The organism is Veillonella tobetsuensis (genome assembly GCF_002959935.1).
GTDB classification, from domain to species: Bacteria; Bacillota; Negativicutes; order Veillonellales; family Veillonellaceae; genus Veillonella; species Veillonella tobetsuensis.
In genome coordinates, this window is sequence record NZ_PPDF01000004.1 from 1 (window position 1) to 22,077 (window position 22,077).

Below are 22,077 nucleotides of genomic sequence, written 5' to 3' on the forward strand. Positions count from 1 at the left end.
TCTGACAGATTCAGTGGCGATAGCTATGAGGGTCCACCTGTTCCCATCTCGAACACAGTAGTTAAGCTCATAAACGCCGAAAGTACTTGGCTGGAGACGGCCTGGGAGGATAGGAAGTCGCTGATTGACTAAAAGAAAAGGTCTACCTAAAGGTAGGCCTTTTTCTTTTTGCTAGTCTTCGACTAGCTAAGCCTACATTACTCATGATGTGAGTGTTATTTCTCATATTGCTGATGAGGTTATCGTATTGAATAAGGGAAATGCCTCGGTATTCTCGGTGAGTCTGGTAGTGGTAAAAGTACATTGGGCCCTGTTATGTGCTCCTTGTTAAAGCCCTTTAAAGGTTCAATGGAGATTGATGGTCTTGATTTATATAATAGTAAAGACGCTTTAGAATCAGGTACTTTGGCCGTAGTATTCCAAGATTACACGACCTCTGTGAATACGCGTTTTACAGTACGCGATATTATCAATGAATCGTTTATTGTATTAAAACGTCGCACTGGTGAGACCATTGATGTTAATGCAGAATGCATTAAGCTACTTGAGCTAGTAGGGCTTAGCGAAGATTTCTTGAATACATAATTAATGAATCCCCTTATAGGCTATTTATATAAATTTTGAATGACCTATAAGGGGATTTTTATTGAAACAAAAGGTTGAGTATGTTATTCTCAAAGAGTATGAAATATAAATGTTAAATGAAGTAAGAAGGTTCTTAATTATGCTGTTAGTCGTATGTAAACGTATATTATATGTAATTATCGCTTGTATAGCGGTGCTATTTATTACGTTAGGAAGTATGTATTGTTTGTCATCAAATTACAAAATCTATGGTGTTCCTGTTTTAAATTATCACCAAGTAAATGACAAGTATCATTCTGCATTGACACTTGATGTTGCTGAATTTACTAAGCAAATGGAATATTTACATAAAGAAGGATATCATACGATTAGCTTAGATGATTTATATGCGTATATAACTGAAGGAAAAGAATTACCAGAAAAACCAATTGTTATTACCTTTGATGATGGTTATATAGACAATTATGAGGATGTGTTACCAATTTTACAGTCCTACAATATGCAAGCTACTATTTTTATGATTAGTGATGCTATTAATACAGACCGATTTGTATCTGCAAATCAATTACAAGTTATGAATGCCCATGGCTTTACTGTAGAAAGTCATACTAACCATCATCGGATGTTAACTTTTGTAGATCCATCCACCTGGGTAGATGAAATTAAAGGTGGTAAGGATACACTGGAAGGTTTTATGGGAAAACCTATTAAGTATTTGGCTTATCCAGGGGGCTTTAATAATGCTGAAATTCAACGTATAACTAGTGAAAGTGGATTTAAAATGGCTTTCACAGTGACACCGGGAACAGTAAAGCCAAGTGATAATCTCTATGCATTACCAAGATTAGCCATTTTTCAAGGTGATACACCATATTTATCATTTTGGTTACGCCTTCATTGCGCACCATTTATCGCCTATACATGGCAATTGCGCGATACATTACGCGATAATGGATTTACGACATTGGCTAATTTGATGCTATTATTCTAGGAGGATATATGTCTCAAGAAATTATAGAAAGACCACTGAACGTGGCGGTATTAACCGTTTCTGATACACGAACAATGGAAACTGACAAGGGTGGAAATAAGGTTCAAGAATTACTAGAAGCTGCAAATCATAATGTAGTAGTTCGTAAAATTGTAATTGATGATTATGATGAAATTCGTAAGGCTATTATTCCTTGGTGCAATGATGAAGAAATTGACGTAGTCATTTCAACAGGTGGCACAGGAATTGCGATGCGTGATGTAACTATTGAGGCCGTAAATTCTTTATTTGAAAAATCAATACCAGGTTTTGGCGAAATTTTTAGATACCTTTCTTTTACGGAGGATATTGGTACCAAAGCTATTGCATCTCGTGCAGAGGCAGGTGTAAATTCGAATACATTAATTTTTTCTATTCCTGGTTCGGTGGGAGCTGTTACTCTTGGCATGAGTAAATTAATTATTCCAGAAATGCCTCATTTGGTGCGAGAAATCAATAAATAGATAGGCACGCACTGATTTACTATGCTATAATTGTATTATAATTATAGAGGCTAACAGTACTGTATCAGGAGGATCTCCATGGCTTTTAAATTAAAAGGAAAAGAAGAAAAGTTTTTTAGTATTTTAGAAAATCATGCTGAACTTACCTATGAAAGTGCGGAAATGATGGAACGCGTTTTCAAAGGCGAAGTTTCTAAAGAAGAAGCATTCTTGGAAATTGATACAAAGGAAAAAGCTGCGGATGAATTAGTTAATGAAACGGTTGATCGTTTGCGTAAAACATTCATTACACCGATGGACCGTGAAGATATCCAATTGTTGATTGATCAATTAGATACAACACTTGATAATATCAAAGAAATCATGGATAAAATGGTTATGTATCATGTAGGTAAACCTAGTGATGGTGCCATTCGCATGAGTGAAATCGTTGTTAAATGCGTTAAGCATATTAATAAATCTATTGGTTATATGGGTAGCCTTAAAAAGGACCATGTAAAGGTAGAAGGCCGTGTACACCAAGTGTTGAAACTTGAGTCTGAAGCGGATAATATTTACCACGAAGAAATGGCTAAACTCTTTACTGAGTGTACAGATCCTATTGAAATTATCAAATGGAAGGAAATCCTTAGCGCCATGGAGGATGTAATCGATGGTTGCGAAGATTTGGTTGGTACATTCCGCCGGGTAGTATTGAAGTATGCTTGAGTCACATTACTTAGTTTGGCTAGTCGTATTTCTAGCCCTAGCATTTGACTACATCAATGGCTTCCACGATACGGCGAACGCCATTGCTACATCTGTTTCGACCCGTGCTATTGAGCCTAAAAAGGCAATTATGATGACTGCGGCACTCAATTTCTTGGGGGCCATGGTTAGTACTGGTGTTGCTAAGACTATCGGTGGTGACATCGTCATGTCTGCATCTCTAATCAATAGTGGTATCATTTCTGCAGCCCTTATAGGTGCTATAACGTGGAACCTTTTAACCTGGTATTGGGGAATTCCTAGTTCCTCATCCCATGCACTTATCGGTGGTATCATCGGTGCCGTAGGTTGGTCTGTAGGCTTTGATGCGTTAAATGAGGCTGGTATCTTAAAAATCTTCTTATCCCTCATTTTATCTCCCATTGTAGCCATGATTGGTGGCTATATTGTGATGAAAGTATTGTTGCTTATCTTTGGTAGATTTTCTCCAATTACATTGAATGATCGATTTAGATCCATGCAAATTGTATCTGCCATCATGATGGCCTTTTCTCATGGTTCTAATGATGCGCAAAAGGCGATGGGGATTATTACCTTAACATTACTTAGCGGTGGCTTTATCGATACATTAGATGTACCATTATGGGTTAAACTTTGTTGTGCTACGGCTATGGCCATGGGGACAGCAGTAGGCGGTTGGAAAATCATCTCTACTATGGGGACTAAAATTTTCAAATTGGAAACTATTAATGGTTTCGCTGCTGACTTAAACTCTGCCATCACTATTTTTACAGCTACATTCTTACATTTACCTGTAAGTACTACACACGTTGTAAGTGGTTCCTTGCTAGGCGTTGGTTCCTCTAAACGTTTGAAAGCTGTTAACTGGGGGGTAGCAAGATCTATGGTATTGGCGTGGTTTGTAACAATTCCATTATCTGGTATTGTTGCAGCAATTGCTTATGAAATAGGGCATCTACTTTTTGGATGATTTTATAAACTACATATATAAATGAGAAGGACTATTAGTAATATACTAATGGTCCTTTTTTGTGATAAAATTTACTTTTTTACAAAACAATACCATTGCAGTATTGTTTTGTATCGTATATACTAAAAGTGGTAATACGTAGACGTTGTTTTGGAAAAGGAGTGCTTATGAAACTAAATCAAGCCACGGACTATGCGTTTCGCATGATTTTACACATGGCAATGTTACCATCTGGACAGAAGGTGACAGGCGGTGTATTGGCTGAGCAAGAAATGATCCCAGAACGTTTTTTGCTTAAAATAATGCGCAGCCTAATTGCCGCAGGAATCATGAAATCATTCCGCGGGGTGGATGGTGGATTTGCATTAAATCGTGAGCCTAAAGATATTTCCATGCTCGATGTGATTAGAGCCGTTGAGGGGGATACGTATTTACAACGTTGTTTGTATGATGTTGGTTCTTGCTCTAAAGCATGTATGGGCCAGTGTGCAGTTAATGAAGCCATGTCTGTTATTCAAGCTGAACTTGTGAAACAGATGACAAGTGTAACTTTTGATAAATTAGCTGCACGAGAAAAAGAGATTTTAGAGACCATAAATCCTTATGTATCTCATGCGTAATGATGTAAGACATTCATCAAGTGTATATTTTTGAGTCAATTCTAAGGAGGAAAAGACATGTTTGAAGCACTGGATTTAGCACGATTACAGTTCGCGCTAACATCTATCTATCACTGGCTATTTGTACCGTTTACATTGGGGATGACGGTTATCGTAGCTATTTTAGAATGGACCTATGTAAGCACCGGTAAAGAAGTTTACAAAAAAATGGCAAAATTCTGGGGTAAATTATTCTTAATTAACTTTGCTATGGGTGTAGTAACAGGTATCGTTCAAGAGTTCCATTTTGGTATGAACTGGGCTGAATATTCTCGTTTTATGGGTGATATTTTTGGTGCCCCACTTGCCCTTGAAGCATTAATGGCATTTTTCTTGGAATCTACATTTATGGGCGTTTGGATTTTCGGTTGGGATCGTTTATCCAAAAAAACACATGCACTTGTGGCTACACTTGTTGCATTAGGTACTAATTTATCCGCATTCTGGATTCTTGTAGCAAATTCTTTTATGCAACATCCTGTAGGCTATGTAATCCGTAATGGCCGTGCAGAAATGGATAACTTCTTAGCTATCGTTTCTAATGGTTATGTACCTGGTCAATTTGCTCATATTGTATTAAATGGTTCCATGACAGCAGGTGTCATTATTATGGCTATCAGCGCATGGCACTTGATTCGTAAGAGCAATGTTGATTTCTATAAAACCTCTGTAAAATGGGGGATGGTAATTACCTTAATTGCTGGTACTTTAGGCGCTTTAGCCGGCCATCACCAAGGTCAATACATTACTAAAGAACAACCTATGAAGATGGCTGCTATGGAAGCACTTTGGGAAACTCAAGATCCAGCTCCATTCTCTTTAGTAGCGAATATTGATACAAAAGCACAAAAAAATACAGGTGCTATTGAAATTCCTGGTGGTTTATCCTTCTTAACACAAAATTCCTTTACATCTGGTAAGGTAGAAGGTATTAAAGATTTACAAGCTAAATCCGAAGCTCAATATGGTCCTGGTAATTATATTCCAGATGTACCTAGTATTTTCTGGACATTCCGCATCATGGTAGCAACTGGTTCTATTATGTTGTTAGTAGCATTCCTTGGCTTAGTGTTAAACGCTAAAGACAAACTTGTAGAAAATAAAACATTCTTAAAGGTTATTTTCTGGATGTTACCATTGCCTTATATCGCACAATCCACAGGTTGGTTTGTAGCTGAAGCCGGTCGTCAACCATGGCTTGTATATGGTTTACAATTGACTGCTTCTGGTGCTTCTAAATCTGTTACAGCACCTGAAATTTTGACCACTATCATTGGTTTCACAGTTATTTATATCTTAGCAGCGATTGCAGCGATTTATTTAGCTGTAGAACACATCAAAAAAGGTCCTGATGGTCAAACAATTTATCATGTAGAAGAAAAAGAGGAGGCAAGATTATGGAACTAATTATGAATAACCTTAATGTGATCTGGTTCATCTTGCTTTGTGTATTGTTCGCAGGTTTCTTCTTATTAGAAGGCTTTGACTATGGTACGGGTATTCTTCTACCAGTCATTGGTAAAACTGACGTTGAACGTCGTCAAATGATTAATGCATTAGGTCCTATTTGGGATGGTAATGAAGTATGGATGATTACTGCTGGTGGTGCATTATTTGCATCCTTCCCACATGTATATGCTACATTATTTAGTGGTTTCTACATGGCATTGTTCTTGATGCTTGCTGTACTTATTATGCGTGGCGTTGCCTTTGAATTCCGTTCTAAGAGCCCAAATCGCACATGGCGTAAAGTATTTGATTACTGTATTTTCATCGGTTCCATCGTACCTGCATTATTGTGGGGCGTAACAGTAGGTAACTTGATTCAAGGTACTCCTATTGATGAAACAATGACTTATGTTGGTACATTCTGGGATTTGCTTAGCCCTTACACTGTATTATGTGGTGTAGCCTTCATTTTGGTATTTACATACCATGGTGGCTTGTTTACATCCTTGAAAACAGCTGGCCCTGTATCTGAACGTGCTCGTGCAGCAGCTCTTGTGACTGGTGTACCTACAGCAATTGGTGTGATTGCATTGATTATTACATCTTATGTATGCACTGATTTGTACAATTCTACTTTAGCCATTGTTTTCTGTGCACTTGCTGTTGTATGCTTCCTAATTTCTTGGGGCGCAACACGTACTCGTAATACAAAATGGGGTTTCCTATTTAGCTCCCTTTCCATTATCTTGATTACTGCAACATACTTCGCAGGGCTATTCCCACGTATCATGGTTTCTTCCTTGAACCCAGCTTGGAGCTTGACGATTACAAATACGTCTTCCTCTGAATATACATTAGCTTTGATGACTGCTGTTGCAGCTGTATTCGTGCCAATCGTTTTGGCATACCAAATCTGGGTATATTGGATTTTCCGTCACCGTGTAACGGAAAAAGACTTACATTATTAATACGAATACTTTTACAATTAGTGAAAGTATGACTCCTTTTATGAGGCGTGCTATAGCGGCACGCCTCATTTTTATGGTAAGATGAATGTAATATTGATAAAATTAGATTTAAAGGGGATAGACATGATACAAAAAACGGCACTTCGGGTCATTAAGGGAAAAAAGAGTGTATTGTTGGCACTTATTATCACTAGTATCTTACAAAGTCTCACCATAGTAGGACAAGCTTGGTTTTTTGCTATATTGATTAATAATTTTATATTTCTTGATCACTCGTTGGTGGATGAAACATATACCGTTATATGGCTTTCAATAATGATTGTATTACGATTAGTTTTTTCATATTTGCAGGAGTATTTATCTTCTAGTTTAGGACATACTGTAAAATCTATTTTGAGAAAAGAGGCGCTTAATCGTCTTTTTAAGCTAGGTACGCAGCGTGGTGAATCACAAGGGGATATGATTCACCTCATTACTGATGGTTTAGAGCAAATAGATGCATATGTATCTAACTATATTCCACAAATGTTATATGCAATTATTACGCCTCTCGTTATGGGGATTGCTATTATCGATACAATGCCTACTATTGGGGCCATCCTTGTTGGTACAGTACCATTAATTCCGCTGTTTATGATTCTTATTGGTAAACAAGCGGAGAAGATGAATCAAGAACAATGGGAACGGATGAGTTTATTATCAGGTCATTTTTTAGATGTGTTGAAAGGGATTACTACATTAAAAGTATTTGGTCGTGCCAAGGATCAAATACAGGTCATTAGTCGCTTATCCAATGAATTTAAAGACTCTACATTACGTGTATTACGGGTAGCGTTTTTATCTGCTCTTGTATTGGAATTAGTAAGTACCATCAGTACGGCAATTATTGCTGTTTCACTTGGTTTAACATTATTAGAAGGGGGCTTAAATTTCTTTTCGGCCTTTTTCATTTTACTATTAGCACCTGAGTTTTATACTCCTTTTAGACAACTGGGCGCAGCCTTTCATACAGGAATGTCAGGTAAAACAGCACTTGCTAAATTTGACGCTTTTATGAATTTACCTCTTACCTTACCAAAAGGGGGGACTCAAGTTGTAAATGAAAATATTCATACCATTTCTGTACAGAATCTTACTTATACTTATAAGGGAACGAATAATGGGGTTAGACATATCGAATTAGAGGTACATCGAAATAAACCTATTATGCTTGTTGGTGAAAGTGGTGCTGGGAAATCAACTATTGCACATATTATAGGCGCCTTTTTAGAAGCGCCACCTCATAGTGTATATATTAATGACACGGATCTTTCCACATGTTCCATGGATTGGTGGCGTGCACAGGTTACTTATGTTTCTCAAAAGCCACATGTTATGAATGGTACATTGCGAGATAATATTGCTTTTGGGCAAGCCGTAAGTGATGAGGATATTCTAGCGGCCTCCCATCTAGCTGAATTACAAGATGTAATTCATGAAAAAGGTTTAGATTTTGTCATTGGTGAAGGCGGTATAGGTCTTAGTGGGGGCGAGCTACAACGGATTGCATTGGCACGTGCTTTTTTACATGGTGGTCAAGTTCTCATATTAGACGAAGTGACATCTCATTTAGATGTAAAAACGGAGTCTCAAATTAGTCGCGCTTTGCAACGATTGATGAAGGATAAAATCGTTATTCTTGTAGGTCATCGCATTCAAACGATGCAATGGGCTTCTAAACTATATGTATTGCGATTAGGAAAGATTATTGAGCATGGAACCTATGAAGAATTACTAGCTTACAATGGATATTTCAAAGCACTTGTAGAGGCTGGTACAGGGGCCTTCGTAATGGATGCGAATGAGGGCCTAGCTGATACTTTGAAACGCTCTGAAACTGTTGAGCCAGAACGTATTAGTATAAAACATCTAACAGAACTGGATGGTGCTAATCAGCCTACTAATAATGATATAGAAGCTTGGAAATTATTGTTCTCCGTGTTAAAGCCTGCAAGATGGTCTTTAGTACTTGCGCTGATATTCACTTTTTTAACTGTATTTATGAATGTTGGATTATTAAGTGTATCTTCGTGGCTTCTTGCATCTGCTGCATTACAACCTGGGATTACATATTTGAGTCTTGCTATCGTAGGGGTTCGATTTTTTGGAATTAGCAGAGCCGTATGTCGTTATTTTGAGCGATACACATCTCATAGAATGGCCTTTCAAGGATTGTATGGATTGCGTGTATGGTTTTACAAATATTTAGAACCATTAGCACCTGCTATCTTTCACCGTTGGGGGGCTGGTGATATGTTAGGACGTATAATGGCGGATATTGAAGTACTACAGTTTTTTTATTTGCGCACATTAATCCCTCCCGTGGCAGCGATTCTTTTGACCATATTGGTATCCTATGGTGTTAGTCTTGTAGATGCTAGGGTATCTGTCCTCGTATGGACCGCTGCATTGGTGACCGGTATTGTTATACCGTATGCAGTTTATCGGTACCATCGCTCATCATTAGACTCTATTAGTCAGGTTCAAGGGCGCTTTAAAGCAACTTTAAGTGATGCCTTAGAAAGCATGGAGGATATCATCAGCTATCGTAATGAATCTCTCATTATGAATCGAATGCGTGCGGCTATTGATGATGTAGAATATCATAAGCATCGTATTTCAAAGGGCATGAATCTAGGGACTACCATGTTTCTTGGAATTGTACAAATAGTAGTTATTATGGCTGCTATATTGGCCAGTGAGGTCCTATCGGGGCCGTGGGCGAGTGTTATGGTTGTAGTATGCGCAATAGGCATACAGGCTTGGTTTGAAGCGTTACAGCCTATGATTGTATCCTTTCATCATGGTTATGAAAGTTTAGTAGCTGTGCGACGCCTTTTACAGATTAAGAATACTCCAATACCTGTAAGAGATGAAGGTCATATTGCGGTTGACTCTATGAAAGATGTTGCTTTTATGGATGTTAACTTTAGTTATGATGGTATTTTGCCTATCTATAAGGACCTAACATTGAGTATAGAAAAAGGTCAAACCATAGCTATTGTTGGTGCTAGTGGTTCAGGAAAAACAACACTATTTTCTCTATTGGAGCGATTATATGATTATAATGGGCGCATTACTATCGGTGAGGATGAATTAAAGCATGTATCCGTTGATTCTTGGCGTAATAGAATGGGTTCTATTACACAAGATACCTATATTTTTCATGCTACACTAGAGGATAATATTCGCCTTGCCAATCCCAAAGCTAATTTGGAAGAGGTTCGGACTGTTGTAGAACGTGCGGCATTGGAGGACGTAGTTAATCGTTTGCCTAATGGCTTAAAAACCGTTGTTGGTAGCGGTGGTATTGGTCTTAGTGGTGGCGAGCGTCAGCGTGTTGCGTTAGCTCGATTATTTTTGAGAAATCCTGAGTTTGTACTCCTCGATGAACCATTGGAAGGATTGGATCAAGTAACGAAACGAAAGTTACATAATGATATTATTACATTCACAAAAGAAAAGACCGTTTTATATATTACCCATCAGTTGGAAGGGTTAGAATTGATGGATCGCATTATATTTATGGAAAAAGGCCAAATTGTAGAGGATGGTACCTTTGCTGAATTAATTGCATTGAAAGGGCATTTCTACGAATATTGTAGACTGACTATGGCAAGTGTTTAAGTGTTGTTTGAAGAGAATTTGATTTGTATCTATGTATCAATCTCGATAAAATGTGTATTTTATGATATAATTATACTGTTTAAGGGATATAATTAATGTGTAGTGTGCATAAATTGGAGCGACTATGACAAAAATCTTCACCAAGTTACGAGCTTTGGTGGATGACGCATTAAATGAACGTTCGCCTATTATTGAACAGGATACAACGCTTATAACTGCACCTGTGGAGCGAGAATTATTTGATCATCGTATTCTTTATATTGAAGAAGATATGGTTAATCGAATGCTCCGTGCTGCGCTTCGAAATCACTGGTTATTATATTCTGTAACCTTTGAATTTGAACCTAATAATCAAGTGTTCCTCTCCATTATTACAAAATGGGGGAATGTGATTAATGTGGAATTTACCATTGAAGATGTGTGGTTTGATGACTATTCATCTTCCTTTGCTATACGGTTAGATACCGCTAATATAGATACAGGTGGGTTTATTTTAAACTCGATTCTCCACCTTTTAGGCAATTGGTGCCTCAGTTTATTTGGCATCTTTTTTAATCCTATTGCTATGGGCAATCAGGGGTCAACCGTACGGTTTGAAAAAAAAGGAATTATTCAATTTGATTTAGTTCCTACTTCTAGAATTAAGAAATTTATTCCATTACCTGAACGTCATGTAGGGAGTGGAGGCCCTATTCTATTAGGGAATCCTAAAACAGGTCAGTCTGTATTGCAATTAGACTATTATGCATTTCATGACCCGGTAGATACGTTTACTGTTCCTGATGTGCCTACCCGTACAAGTTGGGTTAGATCTATTGATATTGCAGCGGTACTATTGCTGCCAATTGGCGTATGGATTACATTTCTTATTCTTCATCACTATTTGCCTACAGAAACCTTAGAGTTTTCATTTTCTACGTATTTCTTAATCTCTTTAGGGATTTTTATCATATCCTTCTTGGTGATGAATATTCCGAGATATGTGTATATGTATGTGGATTCTCGAAAACAATGGCAAAGTGCATTTGTACATAATAATATTAAAATTCAGTTGCGTAAGTTGCATCGTAGGATTTTTATGCAGCAAGCTTCTTTGACAACAGATTGTGATGAATGTGTGGCGTCTCAAAGTCAGGAACGGATTAAGCAATTATTATTACAAATACGGGATAAACGTTTTCTTGCTAATCGTTTGAAAATTGCTGATGATGATCGTGCTAGAAAGCAAAAGGTTAAGTTTATTATTGCCTATATCGGTTGTACATTAATTGAATTAATGTTGTTGATGAACTAACTATATAATGCAAAACGAAAAGGCTGAGCCCAGAGGCTCAGCCTTTTGTGTTATCGTTTTTTACGTCGTTTACGAACCTTTTTTCTCACCTCTTGTTCGGCGGGAGTTGGTGGTTGCGGTTCAAAGTGCTCTTGCGAATGTAATGGTTCTTGATGCATGAATGGAGGGTATCCGTATTTATTCGGTTCCGGTTGACCTGGTAAAACCCAGAATAGGAATCCAATAATCCATACAAATAGGTCTAATAAATAGTTTAATGGCGATACGGCTATATAGGTATTGATAAAAATGATAATGGAAGCCCATAAGATACCTGCCCAGCCATTAAAGCCAATATCGTGGATACGTCTTGTGAATAGGACACAACCAAGTGGAAAGAGCAGTGCTTGAAGTAATCCTATCAAGATACGTGTAGCCCAATATGCTGGGAGTGTAACGATATAGTCAAATAAACGAGCTTCGATGACGTCTACGGCATAGAAAAGTCCCATTAATCCCATAAAGAGTATAAAAAATTGTAGTCTATTAAATCGCCCATATAGATTAAATATAGTATAGCCCATGCGTCTTCCCTGATAAGCTATGCCAAAACCTACTAAGCAAATTAGTACAGTTCGTAGAACTGGATATAATAAATCCATGAAATCCCCTTTTTAAAAATAAACATATAGTATATTTTCTATGTGTTTTAGTATATCATGAACGGCCTATTTGGACAATTTAGTTAATTCTGGTAATACTAGTTCAAAAGCTATGCCATGCTTCATAGATTTTACAGTATCCACCGTAGCTTGAATTGATTTTGTTGTAAAGTTCATAGCTAATTGAGCTGCTTCGTGTACAGAATAGCCTCGCATAATGGCTCCAGATAGGACAGATGTAAAAATATCACCAGTTCCTGTTGCTTTTACAGGGATAAGGGGAATAGAGTAGGTTGATACTTTATCAATGGTTCCCTCGTAGACTGCAATGGTAGCATGTGTTTCAGATGGAACGCTGGTCATGATGACCAGTTCTGGTCCTAATTGATAAAGTTTTCTACACATATCCTGTAATTCATCATTTGAAATAGGATTTGTAGAATATGGTTTATCTAATAAAAAGCAGGCTTCGGTATAATTTGGTTTAACGATATAGGCTCTAGAAATAAGATGACGCATGGCTTTCACCATTTCTGGTGTGTAAATGGAGTAGAGCCGCCCATCATCTGCCATAGCAGGATCGACAATTACCATTTTATCTTTGCCAAATCGATTAATTGCTTCCTCTACGAGATAGATTTGTTCAGGTGAGGCTAAAAAACCACTGACAATAGCGTTAAAATCGATGTTATTTTTTTCCCAACAATCCATAAAGGCCGTTAGATGATCTGATAAATCGACAATTTCAAAATATGGATATTCTAAATGATTACTCAATACGGCTGTTGCCAAAGGTACAGCTTGGCATTGAAGTGCGCTGATGATAGGTAACATTACTGTTAAAGAGCAACGGCCAATGGAGCTCATATCTTGTATTGTTAATATTCTTGGTATTGTTGTCATAGAAACCTCCCAATATAGTATGCTTGTATTGTACTGTATTCCTTAAAACCTGTAAATCAAGAGGTATTATAGAAAGCACTATTTTTACATGATATAATGTGAAGAATAGATGAGTATCAAATAGATGAAATGTAAAAGAAATAAATAAAAAATAAAATTTTTATTACAATAATTGTGATTCACCTTTAAATTTTGATACAAAATATAGTATAATAAAATAGAAATTTTATTGTATGGAGGAGATTAGAATGGCGAGGTATGTTTTACGGCGCATAGGTAGCGCTCTCGTAATACTATGGGTAATTATCAGTATTACCTTCGTTTTAATGCATGCTATACCTGGTGGACCTTTCACAAGTGAGAAAAAATTACCACCTCAAGTAAAAGCAAGTATAGAGGCAAAGTATCATTTGGACGATCCATTATGGAAACAATATACTGATTATATTGGCAGTATTGTTACTGGTGATTTAGGTCCATCTTATAAGTATGAAGGTCGTTCTGTTAATGACATCATTGGTGAAGCATTCCCTATTTCCGCTCAATTAGGTTTACTTGCACTGTGTGTAGCTGTTGTTGGTGGCATTGCGGCAGGTGCTATTAGTGCTATGAGGCCTAATGGAATGATTGATTATGCGATTACATTTATTTCCACATTAGGCATTTCTGTACCAACATTTATCATAGGTGCAGTTTTGGTGTATGTAGTGGGCTTTGAAATGGGTTTATTACCCGTGGCGTTATGGCGTGGACCATCGTACATGATTTTACCAGTACTTACATTAGCGGCTCAGCCTATGGCTTTTATTGCACGATTAACACGTAGTGGGCTGCTTGATGTATATCAACAGGAATATATACGTACCGCTCGTGCTAAAGGGCTTGGTTCATGGACTATTTTATTTAGCCATGCTTTGGGAAATGCTATTTTACCTGTCATCACCTATATTGGACCATTGGCAGCAGGCCTTTTAACAGGCAGTTTCATTGTTGAAACCATTTTTGCCATTCCTGGCTTAGGTCAATATTTTGTAACATCTATTTATAATCGTGATTACACTGTTATTCTTGGTGTTACCGTATTTTATAGTACATTAATAGTAGTATTAAATATTATAGTTGATATGATTTATCCGATTATCGATCCTCGGGTAACAACAGAGAAGGAGCGTGCGTAATGGATAGAGAAGATTTTTTACCTATTGAACGCGATACGCATATTCGAGAATCGTCCTTTATTGTGAGACCTAATTGGTGGCAACGATTTAAGGTAAACCGCTTAGCTGTAATTGGTGCAGGGATTATTGCTGTTATGATCGTACTGGCTATCTTGGGCCCTATAATCTCACCATATACTTACGCAGATCAATCTTTGATTGATGCTAATCAAAGTCCGAGTTTATCACATTGGTTTGGTACCGATACGTTGGGACGTGACATATATACTCGCGTTATGTATGGTGCGCGTATTTCTTTAACAATTGGTATTGTAGCAGCACTATTAAACCTGGTGATTGGTGTTGTTTATGGCGGTATTGCAGGGTATTTTGGCGGCAAAGTCGATCGTATTATGATGGCTATTGTAGATGTATTATATGGCATTCCATTGTTGCTCTACGTTATTTTGTTAATGGTTGTCATTGGGCCTGGCTTAACGTCGATTTTTATTGCATTAGGTATTGCATACTGGCTTAATATGGCTCGTATTGTGCGCAGTCAAATTGTGAAAGTTCGAGAAGAAGAATATATTATTGCCGCAGAGACCATGGGGATTCCTAAATGGCGTATTTTGTGGCGCCACATTTTGCCAAACTGTGTGGGACCTATTATTATTACACTAACATTGGCCATTCCCGATGCTATTTTTACAGAAGCTTTTTTGAGTTTCATTGGCCTTGGCGTAAATGCACCGATGGCTAGTTGGGGCGTTTTGGCATCTGATGGAATTAGCAGTATGAGATCATATCCATTCCAATTGATTTTCCCAGCATTGGCAATTAGCATTACTATGCTTGGATTCGTATTCTTAGGGGATGGTTTGCGCAATGTATTTGATCCAAAGGAAGGGGATAGATGATGAACGATATATTAGTAGATGTGCGTAATCTATCCATTACTATTGATACATTTAGAGGACCTTTGCGGGTGATTCGCAATCAAGATATTATGCTTAGAAAAGGTGAAATTCTAGGTGTTGTAGGTGAATCTGGATGCGGTAAATCGGTTATGGTTAATTCTTTGATGGGATTATTACCGGAAGGTCGAACTAAAATAAAATCAGAAAAATTTGAAATTGATGGTGAAAATTGTCAAGAATATGAGGAAGAAGATTGGAATGAAATGCGTGGTACAACTGTAGCCATGGTGTTTCAGGATCCTATGACCGCATTAAATCCAATTTTAACAATTGGGGAACAAATTTATGAAGTCATTCATCGTAGCAATGCTTATGGTGATGATTATGATGAAAAGGCTATAGCCTTAGACTTATTGAAAAAAATGGGCTTATCAACACCTGAAAAACGATTGACCCAATATCCCCATGAGTTGAGCGGTGGTATGCGTCAGCGTGTATGCATTGCTATGGCTGTAGCAGGACGCCCTAAAATCTTGATTTGTGATGAGCCAACAACTGCATTGGATACAACCACAGAGGCGCAAATTTTACGCCTTATGCAGACCTTAGCTGTAGAAGCTGGTATAGGTATTATATTTATTTCTCATAACTTACGTGTTATAGCACAATTATGTGACCGTGTTATGGTTATGTATGCGGGGAAATGTGTAGAGTCCGCAACTGTTGAGGATTTATTTAATGATCCACGCCATCCTTATACAATTGGTTTGCTGATGTCCTTGCCTCAAGGTAAATGGCATGGTGAATTGACGGCTATTGATGGACAACCGCCTGATTTATATGATCTTCCGCGGGGCTGTGCATTTAATCCGCGTTGCAAATGGGCAATGCGCATATGTGGAAAGCGTATACCTATGGTATCAAATATCGGTAATAATCATGAGTATACATGTTGGTTAGCGAAGTTGGAGGGACTTTAATGGGATATATTTGGGAAACAGACAATCTCGTTAAAAATTTTACCCTTTCTGGCGGATTGTTTAGACCGAAACAAACGGTACATGCATTACAAGGGGTCAGCCTTTATCAGGCTGAGGGGGAAACCTTGGGGATTGTTGGCGAGTCAGGATGTGGTAAATCTACATTTGGATATACTTTGATGGGTATTCATCAAGCCACATCGGGTTCTATTTACATGAATGGTCGTCAAGTTGATCCTTATGTACAACGAGATACAACGAGAGATATGATGCAAATGGTATTTCAAAATCCTTATGCATCTCTTAATCCGAGACTAAAAATTAATACAATCTTAGAAGAACCATTAGAGTTAAATCCTAATTATATGCCTCGTGATCGTGTCATTCGCGTTAAAGAGGTGTTGGAACAGGTTGGCTTGGATATGGCCTTTGGCGAACGTTATGCTCATGAACTTTCCGGTGGGCAGCGTCAAAGAATTGGCATTGCACGAGCTCTTATTATGCAACCGAAATGCATTATTCTAGATGAGCCAATTTCTGCATTAGATGTGTCCATTCAGGTGCAAATTATGACCTTATTGGAGCGTTTACAAGCATTGCATGGTATTTCATACCTCTTTATCTCTCATGATCTACCAATGGTACGTTATATTAGTCATCGCATGGTGGTTATGTACTTAGGTGCTGTCATGGAAGAGGGGCCTGCTCTTGATATTTATGAGTTCCCACAACATCCATATTCTAAAGCGCTTACGACGATGGTAGGACAAGTTGTACCACGAGCTCCAATCGGGGCGCCATTGCGTGGTGAACCGGCAAGCCCATTGCATCCACCTAAGGGGTGCTTATTTAGTGACCGTTGTCCAGAGGTTGATCGTAGATGTCTTGAAGAACGACCACCACTTCGTAAATGGGCAGATCGAAGAATTGCATGTTGGCATATATAATGGGGTAAATGATGGAAAAGTTAATCGTCGGGAAATCCTTAGAAACACAATTATCGGCTTTGTTAGCAACGTTACCTTCTGATGCTATAGTATCGTATATGGTGACGCGTCTTAATGAGGGGGAAGAAGCCACAATAGTTGCTTCCTCTAAGGAAACACAAATCCATACTGGTGCAAGTATGGTAAAAACATTGATTTTAGAATATGTATTTCATTTAGCGGCCCAAGAGCAGTTAGATATTAATGATACAATTGCATTGAGCCGTAGCCCTCGTGTTGAAGGTGCTGGTGCTTTGATGGAATTGGTAGGTAATCACAGCTTTAGTTATTTAGAACTTTGCCGACTAATGATGGTACTCAGTGATAATTGGGCCACTAATTTATTAATTCAGGCATTAGGTATGGCATATATTAATGCTCGTGCAGAGCAAATAGGACTAGAGCATTTTGAAATCAATCGTATGATGATGGACTTTAAGGCTGTAGAAGAAAATCGGGAAAACTATATTACCGCTTTAGATATGGCTAAATTATTACACCATATATATGAATTGCGTCAGAACGTATATGGTCATGAGATGTGGAATATTTTAGGTCGTCAGCAATATAGAGATATTTTGCCATTTCATTGGGGCGAAGATGTGGTATTCCATCATAAAACGGGATCACTAGATTGTGTTGAGCATGATGCGGGTATTATAGAAACGATGAATGGGGACTTTTGTTTTGTATTGTTGATGAGCCGTTTACGCAATGATGTAGCAAAACAATTAGGAGCTCAAATGGGGCTCATTATGAAAGAATTTGTAGAGGATGCATTACCATGATGGATAAACGTACTTTGCTTAAGCTCGTGGTATTAGCCTTTGGAGCAAGTATACTATTACTTGTCTTTGGGTATACAAGTGGGCCTAAGATTGTTGATGAGCATACCATACGATATGTATTGGAGCAAGAACCATCAACATTAGATCCGGCTAAGTCTAGTACCTCGCCAGAGGCAACCGTTCAGTTACAGTTGTTCGATGGTTTAGTTCGTTTAGATGATAAAGGCGAACCAGAGGCTGCACTAGCTAAGAGTTGGACCGTGTCAGATGATGGCACACGATATACATTCCATTTACGACCTAATTTGAAATGGTCGAATGGAGAGCCTTTAACAGCACATGACTTTGAATATGCTTGGAAAAGAACGTTGGATCCAAGCACCGGTGCTGATAGTGCATATATGTTATATGTGCTTAAAAATGGGGAAGCTTTCAATAATGAAAAAGCAGATAGAGATGATGTTGGTGTAGAGGCAATCGATGATGATACACTGGTGGTTACCTTAGAACAACCAACTGCATATTTCTTAAAATTGTTAGCATCTCATGGGTATTACCCTGTTAATAAAAAGGTTATAGAGGCAAATGAAAATTGGGCTAATGATGCAGAAACACTAGTTTCTAATGGTCCATTTAAGCTATTGGGCTGGCAACATAATGGGGAAATGAATTTTGTAAAAAATGAACACTATTGGGATGCTGATGAAGTTGTAACAAAAACGATGAATTGGCCGATTAGTGAATCTCAAAGTACACGCCTCACCCTTGTCGAAGGTGGCGAAGCGGACATGATGGTAGAACCTCCTGTAGCAGATCAACAACGGTTAGAAGAAGCTGGTTTATTGCACATAGGCCCTATGCTTGGTAACTATTATTACCTATTTAATGTGAAAGCAGAACCTTTTACCAATCCTGATGTACGTAAAGCATTCTCCATGGTCATTGACCGGAAGGAAATTGTAAAGAACATCGTAAAAGGTGGTAAGGAAGAAGCTTATGCATTTGTTCCATATGGCATGCTTGAAAGCAATGGTACAGAGGATTTCCGTGAAACCGGTAGTTATCTTGTGTATGAAGATGTAGAGCAAGCAAAGGAACTCATAAAAAAGGCTGGTTACGATGCGAAGCACCCATTACCACCAATTACGATTTTGTATAATACTAGCGAAATGCATAAAGCAATTGCAGAAGCTATTCAAGCAACTTGGCACAAAGCATTTGGCGCTGATGTGCGCTTGCAAAATCAAGAGACAAAGGTATTCCTTGCTAATCGTGAGGCTGGTAAATACCAAGTGGCTCGTGCATCTTGGGTTGCAGATTATGGTGATCCACAAAACTTCTTGGAAGTGTTCTCCGCAGAGGATAATGACAGTCAGTACCATAATGAAGATTATAATGAGTTAATTGCTCAAATTCGTAGCACTCCAGATGGTGCAAGACGGGATGCGTTGATGCATAAGGCGGAACAAATGATTTTTGATGAGTCCTTAGTTATGCCGTTGTATTTTACAACGCAACCATATGTTTCTAATGGAACGATTCAAAATTATTTCTGGACTGTACTTGGTCAAGTAGACTTTAAAAAAGCATATAAATAAGATACACTAAAGACGTACAAACAGTACGTCTTTTTTGTATGCTTATATTCACCTGAGTGAATAGTGATATATTTTGTGAGGGCTTATGGAGTGGAAATATCCAACGTGTTTAAAAAGGGGAATGACCATTGGATGTATAGCACCTGCTAGTAGCAGTGACGAATCCTTGAACACGATACAACAGATATGTAGTGAACATGGTTATAACATTATATTTGGGGAATCCTGTTATCGTACTGGCCTGTATGGAGGCAGTCCGGAGGAACAATCGGAAGAATTTGAATGGATGATGACTAAGGCGCCTTGTGATGCGGTGTTAGCTTTACGAGGTGGCTATGGAACGATGCGATACGTAGATTGCATTGATTATGATGCTATACGTAAATACGGAAAACCTTTTATAGGCTATAGCGACTGTACAGCATTACATATGGCTATTAACCGATATAGTCGTCTCGTTACCTATCATGGACCGATGGGTGTAGATTTTACAAAGGCACGGACGCAGGATATAGCCCATCTATTTGAAGCGTTAGAGGGGCGTTTGCGTGTTATTGAGCCATTACCGGAGCCACCGAGAGGGGCTATTGGTACAGAATTAGGGGAGGGCATCTTGCGTGGCGGCAATATGACAATGCTTTCCATGTTATGTGGCACACCTTATTTTTTAGAGGATGATAGCATAGAGGACACGATTTTATTTTTAGAGGATATAGGCGAAGCTCCATACAAATTAGATCGTATACTACAACAGTGGCGACTATCCGGTTTGTTAAGCCGCATAAAAGGATTGATGCTTGGTACCTTTACAGACTGTGAAGGCGATGAGGATGAAGCAGATTATGACATCGGTTATGAAGTATTGCGATATATGGAAGAGAATCGCAAGCGTCATTTACCAGATCCATTTGTATGTTATGTACCAACGGGGCATGGTACGCCACATCAAACATTGCCTCTAGGGGGGCATGTTCATTTTCGATATATTTCTAATACAATTGTATTATCGCCTTATACAAAGTAACATAAATCATAAGATGCATGAGGAAAAATCTATGAATTTAAAGGAAAGGGAGGCTCAAGCGTGTACCATAATTGACGGTATGCAAGATGAGTTGAAATCGATTTCCCTATTTTTACATAATAATCCAGAACTGGGGCAACAAGAGGTACTGGCTGTAGACAAAATTAGTCAATATATGATGGACAATGGTTTTGATACGACCGTAGGTCTAACAGAACGTTTAGAGTTACGCACTGCCATGAGATGTGATATTGGTACAAATCGTTTACATAAAATAGCTTTTTTAGGTGAATATGATGCTTTGCCAGAATTGGGTCACGGTTGTGGTCATAATTTGATTGCTATTATGAGCATGGGGGCCGCTATTGCCTTTAGTCAAACATCACGCGAGACATGGGGGACAACCTTTTTTGGTTGTCCTGCAGAGGAAACAATTGGCGGTAAGGTATATATGGCTGAAGAAGGCTTATTTAATGGCTATGATGGGGCTTTGATCATACATCCAGGCGGTGAAAATGAAGTGGGTGGGACGTCATTGGCAACGCATCCATTAGAGGTTACTTTTCGTGGTAGATCCTGCCATATTGCATCATTAACTGATTCTGGTATCAATGCATTAGACTGTGCGGTTGATCTATATCAATCTATTAAACAAATGAAAACTAATACCTTTCCTAAAGGGGCTATAGTAGGCGCTGTCTTTACACAAGCTGGCACCGCGCCTAATGTAGTGACCGATAAGGCTACATTACGAATGACAGTGCGTGGCGCTACTGTATCTGATTTAGAAGATATTATTTTACCAGCTATTAAAGCAGAGGCTAATCGTATTGCTACAAGCTATGGTGCTACCGTGGATATGCATCATTATGAACCTTTATTTAAGGATATGAGGCAAGATGAACGTTTATTATCCTTGTTTGATGAGGTGATGACTGAGTTTGGTGAAAGCCCACGCCAATTACCACCAGACGAGGCAGATGGCAGCACGGATGTAGGCAATGTTTCTTATGAAGTGCCAACGGCTCAACCGACATTGACGATTGGCAATCATCTAGAAGCACATACGCCTGAATTTGCTTGTGCAGCAGGTTCTGAGTATGGATTGAACCAAGCTATTAAGGGGGCTAAGATTATGGCTATTGTTGCCTTGCGTTATGCGGAAGCATTAGAAGCGTAAATTTTGACATATTTAGTGTAATCAAGGTACAATAAATATATTAATTAGTGTGAACTAAGCCGTCTTAAGCAAGACGGCTTTTATTC

19 protein-coding genes, 1 rRNA gene and 1 pseudogene are annotated in these 22,077 nt (G+C 38.4%); 19 read left to right on the forward strand and 2 right to left on the reverse strand.

Annotated elements, in window-relative coordinates:
- The first annotated feature begins 9 nt into the window (after positions 1-9).
- The 11 genes and pseudogenes from rrf (at position 10) to VTHSUH11_RS01250 (ending at position 11,814) form a co-directional block, all read left to right on the forward strand.
- Positions 10-126: ribosomal RNA gene (rrf, locus tag VTHSUH11_RS01200) — 5S ribosomal RNA — on the forward strand.
- A 141-nt stretch (positions 127-267) separates the two neighbouring features.
- Positions 268-585 (forward strand): annotated as a pseudogene (locus VTHSUH11_RS01205) (ATP-binding cassette domain-containing protein); the annotation flags it as partial.
- Positions 586-724: 139 nt separating this feature from the next.
- Positions 725-1,576, forward strand: a complete 852-nt coding sequence (locus VTHSUH11_RS01210) for a polysaccharide deacetylase family protein (RefSeq protein WP_059361647.1) — start codon at positions 725-727, stop codon at positions 1,574-1,576.
- Positions 1,577-1,584: 8 nt separating this feature from the next.
- Positions 1,585-2,079 carry a MogA/MoaB family molybdenum cofactor biosynthesis protein gene (locus VTHSUH11_RS01215; RefSeq protein WP_105092352.1) on the forward strand — a complete coding sequence of 165 codons (495 nt, stop codon included), beginning with the start codon at positions 1,585-1,587 and terminating at the stop codon, positions 2,077-2,079.
- Positions 2,080-2,157: 78 nt separating this feature from the next.
- Positions 2,158-2,787, forward strand: a complete 630-nt coding sequence (locus VTHSUH11_RS01220; protein WP_059361649.1) for a DUF47 domain-containing protein — start codon at positions 2,158-2,160, stop codon at positions 2,785-2,787.
- On the forward strand, positions 2,780-3,778 hold the full coding sequence (locus tag VTHSUH11_RS01225) for an inorganic phosphate transporter (protein WP_059361650.1): 999 nt from the start codon (positions 2,780-2,782) through the stop codon (positions 3,776-3,778). The genes VTHSUH11_RS01220 and VTHSUH11_RS01225 overlap by 8 nt, the downstream gene beginning before the upstream one ends.
- A gap of 167 nt (positions 3,779-3,945) precedes the next feature.
- Positions 3,946-4,398: an RrF2 family transcriptional regulator gene (locus tag VTHSUH11_RS01230; protein ID WP_059361651.1), complete on the forward strand. Its 453-nt coding sequence runs from the start codon at positions 3,946-3,948 to the stop codon at positions 4,396-4,398.
- A gap of 57 nt (positions 4,399-4,455) precedes the next feature.
- On the forward strand, positions 4,456-5,844 hold the full coding sequence (locus tag VTHSUH11_RS01235; protein WP_105092353.1) for a cytochrome ubiquinol oxidase subunit I: 1,389 nt from the start codon (positions 4,456-4,458) through the stop codon (positions 5,842-5,844).
- Positions 5,835-6,854: a cytochrome d ubiquinol oxidase subunit II gene (gene cydB, locus VTHSUH11_RS01240; protein WP_105092354.1), complete on the forward strand. Its 1,020-nt coding sequence runs from the start codon at positions 5,835-5,837 to the stop codon at positions 6,852-6,854. Before VTHSUH11_RS01235 ends, cydB begins: the two co-directional genes overlap by 10 nt.
- 123 nt (positions 6,855-6,977) lie before the next feature.
- Entirely contained in the window at positions 6,978-10,520 is a 3,543-nt protein-coding gene (gene cydD, locus VTHSUH11_RS01245) for a thiol reductant ABC exporter subunit CydD (protein ID WP_105092355.1), read from the forward strand.
- Between the two features lie 124 nt (positions 10,521-10,644).
- On the forward strand, positions 10,645-11,814 hold the full coding sequence (locus tag VTHSUH11_RS01250) for a hypothetical protein (RefSeq protein ID WP_059361655.1): 1,170 nt from the start codon (positions 10,645-10,647) through the stop codon (positions 11,812-11,814).
- Between the two features lie 50 nt (positions 11,815-11,864).
- Here VTHSUH11_RS01250 and VTHSUH11_RS01255 read toward each other — a convergent pair whose 3' ends face one another.
- On the reverse strand, positions 11,865-12,455 hold the full coding sequence (locus tag VTHSUH11_RS01255) for a DUF805 domain-containing protein (protein ID WP_105092356.1): 591 nt from the start codon (positions 12,453-12,455) through the stop codon (positions 11,865-11,867).
- A gap of 66 nt (positions 12,456-12,521) precedes the next feature.
- Positions 12,522-13,358 carry a pyridoxamine kinase gene (locus tag VTHSUH11_RS01260; RefSeq protein ID WP_105092357.1) on the reverse strand — a complete coding sequence of 279 codons (837 nt, stop codon included), beginning with the start codon at positions 13,356-13,358 and terminating at the stop codon, positions 12,522-12,524.
- A 248-nt stretch (positions 13,359-13,606) separates the two neighbouring features.
- Here VTHSUH11_RS01260 and VTHSUH11_RS01265 point away from each other — a divergent pair, with 248 nt between their 5' ends.
- From VTHSUH11_RS01265 to VTHSUH11_RS01300, 8 genes are all read left to right on the forward strand, one after another.
- The gene (locus tag VTHSUH11_RS01265) at positions 13,607-14,536 is read left to right on the forward strand and encodes an ABC transporter permease (RefSeq protein WP_059361658.1); all 930 of its coding nucleotides are present in this window, start codon (positions 13,607-13,609) and stop codon (positions 14,534-14,536) included.
- A complete protein-coding gene (locus VTHSUH11_RS01270) occupies positions 14,536-15,435 on the forward strand; it encodes an ABC transporter permease (RefSeq protein WP_059361659.1) in 900 nt (299 codons plus the stop codon). The genes VTHSUH11_RS01265 and VTHSUH11_RS01270 overlap by 1 nt, the downstream gene beginning before the upstream one ends.
- Positions 15,432-16,415 carry an ABC transporter ATP-binding protein gene (locus VTHSUH11_RS01275; RefSeq protein ID WP_105092358.1) on the forward strand — a complete coding sequence of 328 codons (984 nt, stop codon included), beginning with the start codon at positions 15,432-15,434 and terminating at the stop codon, positions 16,413-16,415. The genes VTHSUH11_RS01270 and VTHSUH11_RS01275 overlap by 4 nt, the downstream gene beginning before the upstream one ends.
- Entirely contained in the window at positions 16,415-17,362 is a 948-nt protein-coding gene (locus VTHSUH11_RS01280) for an oligopeptide/dipeptide ABC transporter ATP-binding protein (protein WP_105092359.1), read from the forward strand. The genes VTHSUH11_RS01275 and VTHSUH11_RS01280 overlap by 1 nt, the downstream gene beginning before the upstream one ends.
- A gap of 8 nt (positions 17,363-17,370) precedes the next feature.
- Complete coding sequence (locus tag VTHSUH11_RS01285) at positions 17,371-18,189, forward strand: serine hydrolase (RefSeq protein WP_244899960.1); 819 nt, start codon at positions 17,371-17,373, stop codon at positions 18,187-18,189.
- Positions 18,186-19,787: a peptide ABC transporter substrate-binding protein gene (locus VTHSUH11_RS01290; protein WP_105092361.1), complete on the forward strand. Its 1,602-nt coding sequence runs from the start codon at positions 18,186-18,188 to the stop codon at positions 19,785-19,787. The genes VTHSUH11_RS01285 and VTHSUH11_RS01290 overlap by 4 nt, the downstream gene beginning before the upstream one ends.
- Before the next feature lie 85 nt (positions 19,788-19,872).
- Positions 19,873-20,811: a S66 peptidase family protein gene (locus VTHSUH11_RS01295; RefSeq protein ID WP_105092362.1), complete on the forward strand. Its 939-nt coding sequence runs from the start codon at positions 19,873-19,875 to the stop codon at positions 20,809-20,811.
- A 31-nt stretch (positions 20,812-20,842) separates the two neighbouring features.
- Positions 20,843-21,991, forward strand: coding sequence for an amidohydrolase (locus VTHSUH11_RS01300; RefSeq protein ID WP_105092363.1), 1,149 nt, complete (start codon positions 20,843-20,845; stop codon positions 21,989-21,991).
- Positions 21,992-22,077 lie beyond the last annotated feature (86 nt).